3 protein-coding genes and 1 pseudogene are annotated in these 4742 nt (G+C 33.2%); 3 read left to right on the forward strand and 1 reads right to left on the reverse strand.

The features are described from left to right. The first annotated feature begins 487 nt into the window (after positions 1–487). Both ABY285_RS12250 and ABY285_RS12255 read left to right on the forward strand, forming a co-directional pair. The gene (locus ABY285_RS12250) at positions 488–1846 is read left to right on the forward strand and encodes an MATE family efflux transporter (protein WP_372770470.1); all 1359 of its coding nucleotides are present in this window, start codon (positions 488–490) and stop codon (positions 1844–1846) included. Further along, entirely contained in the window at positions 1833–2063 is a 231-nt protein-coding gene (locus tag ABY285_RS12255) for a hypothetical protein (protein ID WP_372770472.1), read from the forward strand. The genes ABY285_RS12250 and ABY285_RS12255 overlap by 14 nt, the downstream gene beginning before the upstream one ends. Positions 2064–2175: 112 nt before the next feature. Here ABY285_RS12255 and ABY285_RS12260 read toward each other — a convergent pair whose 3' ends face one another. Then, the gene (locus ABY285_RS12260; RefSeq protein WP_372770474.1) at positions 2176–4389 is read right to left on the reverse strand and encodes a DNA mismatch repair protein MutS; all 2214 of its coding nucleotides are present in this window, start codon (positions 4387–4389) and stop codon (positions 2176–2178) included. Between the two features lie 58 nt (positions 4390–4447). Between ABY285_RS12260 and ABY285_RS12265 the strand changes: the two are divergent. Next, positions 4448–4742 (forward strand): annotated as a pseudogene (locus ABY285_RS12265) (uracil-DNA glycosylase); the annotation flags it as partial.

Genomic DNA, 4742 nt, shown 5'->3' on the forward strand with positions numbered 1-4742 from the left:
ATTGCCCTTTAATGTTATTTTAGTCATAATTTTTGTTTTTAATTTTAAGTATCAAAGTTAAGTTAAAAAAGTCTGAAAGTTAATAGTTAAAAGTTAAAAGTTCATTAAAGGTGAAGGGGAAAAAAGCGCTCGAGCTATTAACTGGTTTATGGCAAAAATCATAAACCTGCCTGGGCAGGTCAAAAATCGTGATTCGCAAATTAATTTGCGTTAGTGATTGAAACGGCATCCTTTTTTTGGAGTGAAATGAAAAAAAAGATATAGCAAAAATCGCGAGCTGAAAGGGAACGCCCAAATTTAAGCCTCATTTAAAATAAGATTTTTTTTTTGAATTTTACCTATATTTTTTTAAAGTTTAAAAATGTTTATTGGTTTGGGGATATGAATTTTATGGAAGGTTTTACTTTTGCGGTTTTTTGATGATGGTTAACTTTCAGGCAATTATTGCTGATTAATTTTTTATCTTCGCAAATTAAAACGAATTCAATTGAACCTTAAAGATTACACGTCGGAGTTTAATAAAAACCTAAAATTGGCCACCCCAATTATGGTGGGATCTTTGGGGCATTTATTGGTTGGGTTAATTGATGATATTATGGTGGGAAGGTTGGGACCTGTTGAATTGGCAGCATCTTCACTTGGCAATAGTTTGGTTTTTATTGCCCTTTCCATTGGAATTGGTTTTTCTTTAGCTATTACGCCGTTAATAGCAGAGTCGGATGGAGAAGGTGATGTGGAAAAGGGACGGGGAATTTTTCAGCATGGTATCATTTTATCAATTGTTTTGGGAATCGCAATGGTTATCATGTTGTTTTTGTTGAAACCTGTTTTGTATCATTTAGACCAACCGGAAGAAGTGGTGATTTTGGCAATTCCATATTATGAAATTGTGGCCTTATCTATGCTTCCGCTTATGATTTTTCAGGGATTTAAGCAGTTTGCAGACGGGTTGTCTGAAACAAAATATTCCATGTATGCCACTATAATTACCAATGTTGTAAATGTGTTTTTAAACTTTATGTTAATTTATGGTTTGTGGATTTTTCCAAGACTGGAATTGGTAGGTGCGGCGTTGGGAACATTGATTTCCAGAATAGTGATGGTGATTTTCCTTTTTCTTGTTTTGAAGCATAAACAAAAATTTGCGGTTTATATGAACCGACTAAAGTTTAGCGAACTTAAAAGCAGCATATTTATAAAAATTACAAAATTAGGTTTGCCAACAGCTTTGCAAATGCTTTTTGAAGTAGGATTGTTTTCGGCATCTGTTTTATTGGCAGGTACATTTGGCGCATTTCCACAGGCAGCAAATCAAATTGCATTAAAAATGTCTTCAACTACTTTTATGATTGCGGTTGGAATTGGCGCGGCAGCAACCATTAGAGTCGGAAATCAAAAAGGGCTGGGTAATTATTTGGAATTGCGTCGTATCGCTTTTTCAAACTTCTTTTTAATATTGATTGTAATGTCTATATTTACAGTTGGATTTATTATGTTGAAAGACATTTTGCCTTGGATGTTTACCGATAATTTAGAAGTTATTGGAATTGCGTCTAGCCTTTTGATTGTTGCAGCGATTTTTCAGTTATCTGATGGCGTTCAAGCTGTTATTTTAGGCGCTTTACGTGGATTACAAGATGTAAATGTACCTTCTGTGCTGACGTTTATTGCCTATTGGATTATTGGATTTCCGGTATGTATTTATTTGGGCAAAATTTTAGATTTGGGTACCATTGGCATCTGGATTGGCTTGTTGACTGCTTTAACAAGTTCAGCAATTATGTTGTTTTTAAGATTTAACTATTTATCAAAAAAATTAATACGAGAAAAACATGAACTTACCTAAATTTTTATTGGGAGACAATACTGATCATATGGATGCAATTTTTGTGGTGCATACCGAGTTTCCGAGATTTGTTATCAATTTGGTGGATGATGAAATTGAATGGTTTGAAGATTTGCAGGGAGATGATGAAGAGGAACTTGCCGAAATCGTTTCCGGTTTAATTGAAGAAGCCACAGCATTTTACGACAGGGAAATGGAGCGTTATGGAAGTGAGTAAACGTTTTATTGTTTAAGGGTTTAAGGGTTTAACTGTTTATTTGTTTAGTTGAAATTCCAATGCGGCAAACTTACCAAATACTAAAATTCAACATTTAACATTATTTAATTGTTTATCTATTTGTTTTTTTTGCAGACTCCACCAATTCAAGTTTGCTTAATGTTGTTTTTGTAGTAAAAAAACCGTAATTTATAAAAGCATTATTTTTTTCTATTTTTTCAATAGTTCCGGTTGAATTTGATCCGGTAATTTTTATTTTATCATTGATTTTAAAAACGTAATCCGATTTTTGTTTTGCCGTTTTTATGGCTTCCTTCTGTTGAATTTCTCTTACTTTTACAACTTCAACCATCACTTCAGTTTCTGTGGTTTTAAGTTTTTCTTCCTCCTTTTGTTTTTCAACCTTCACCTTTTGTTTTTCTGTTTTTGTGACCGGTTTTACCAAATTCTTTTTCAAAAATTTTGTTTTCTCATTAGCGAGCCAGTTGTTAAACGCTGTGGTGAGTTCTTTTTTATTGTTTGTTTGAAAATATTTGTTGACCAGCTCATTAATTTTTCTTCCGTAGGCAAGCATTTTCTGATTGCTGTCGTATAATTCCTGAAAGTTTTCTAATTTCTCTTGAATTTTTTTCTGCTTTTCCGATAAATTATCAGATTTTTCAATTGCTATTGATTTTTCTTTTTCTAGTGTTTCAGAAGTTTTTTGCAATATATTTCGCTCTTGCTGTAATTTTGAAATGGTTTTGTCTAACCTTACTTTTTCAACTTTCACCCTTTTTTTTGCCTTGTTGATTAAACTAAACGGAATTCCGTTTTTTTGCGCAACTTCAAAAGTAAATGAACTTCCTGCCTGCCCAATAAACAATTTAAACAAAGGCAGCAGTGTTTTTTCGTCAAATTGCATGCTGGCATTTACAACATTTTCCAATTCACTTGCCAAAACTTTTAAATTGGCATAATGCGTTGTGATAATTCCGAATGCCTTTTTTTCGTAAAATTCTTCCAAAAATATTTCTGCCAGTGCGCCGCCCAATTCGGGGTCGCTTCCGGTTCCGAATTCATCAATTAAAAACAGTGTTCGATCATTGCATTTGCGTAAAAAATCCCGCATGTTTTTTAAACGATAGCTATAAGTGCTCAATTGATTTTCAATGGATTGGTTGTCACCAATATCAGTTAATATATTTTCAAAAAAGCAAGTTTCCGATCGAAAATGAACAGGGATTAACAATCCGCTTTGTAACATCACCTGCAGTAAACCAATGGTTTTAAGCGTAATACTTTTTCCGCCGGCATTAGGGCCGGAAATCACAATTATTTGCTGATGGGGATTTAATTCCAATGTTTGCGGATAGGTTCCCAATCCTTTTTCTTGATTATTCAACAACAAAATAGGGTGAAAGGCATCTTTTAAAAAAACCTTCTTTTCTGAAGAAATTTTAGGCAAACAGGCGTTAATTGTTGTTGCATATTTTGCTTTTGCCCCAATTACATCCAGTTCTATGAGATATTTTTGATATTCAATTAAATCGGGAATAAATTCTCGTGTTGAATTTGTCAGTTCTTTTAGGATTCTTACAATTTCCTGGTGCTCATCATACGACAGGTTTTGTAATTCCCTGGCAAATTGCAACGTGGTTTCCGGAGCAATAAATACAATGCTTCCTGTTTTTGAAGTTCCCAGCAAACTACCTTTCACTTTTTTTCGATGCATCGCCTGCACAGCTAAAACACGCTGATTGTCGATAACGGATTCGCGTATTTCATCTAAATAACCAGCAGAATTGCAATGATTTAAGGCTTTATTAAAACTTGTGCCAATTTTGGAACGAATTGAATTAATTTCGCCGCGTAATTGTTTTAACAAAACTGAGGCATTTTCGTGCACTTCAGCAAAAGGCGTAATAATTGCGTTTATGTTTTCAACCAGTTCTTTTTGGGTTCCAATTTCTTCTGAAAATTTAAAAAGTGAGGGATAGATCATCTTAAATTTATTAAAAAACTTAAGCAATTCAATAACTGTAGTGGCGTTGTTTGTTATTTTTAAAAAAGAAGCAGGTTCAAGGTAGCTATTTTCAATTTTTAAGAGATGAATTTCCTTCTGAATATCATCAAAATAATGACTTGGAATTCGGTTGTCATTTTCCAGGGAAGAAAAATATTCATTTACTTTTAGCAATTCCGGAAGAAGTATTTCTTTAGATTTTAAAGGCCTTATTTGTAGGGAAGCTTCCTTTCCTAATTCAGAAATACAATAACTGCTTACCTTTTTTAAAACAGTAAAAAATTCTAAATCTGTTAATGTTTTTTCTGAAATACTATTCATAAATTGCGTTACTTTTGAAAAGTTAGACAAAAGTATAAATTAAAGACAAATATAAGCAGTGAATTTAAAAATTACCGACAGTTGGAAACAGATATTGCAAGCGGAGTTTGAAAAGCCTTATTTTGAGCAACTTATAAGTTATGTAAAAGAAGAGTATGCCATAAATAATTGTTATCCGGGACCAGATAAAATTTTTGAAGCGTTTAATTTATGCTCTTTTAAGGAAATAAAAGTCGTAATTATTGGCCAGGACCCTTATCACGGAGAAGGGCAGGCTCACGGGTTGTGTTTTTCTGTAAATGATGGTGTTGCGCATCCGCCATCATTAAAAAATATTTTTAAGGAAATTGAGA

Origin of the sequence: Lutibacter sp. (genome assembly GCF_041555395.1) — a bacterium.
Classification (GTDB): Bacteria; Bacteroidota; Bacteroidia; order Flavobacteriales; family Flavobacteriaceae; genus Lutibacter.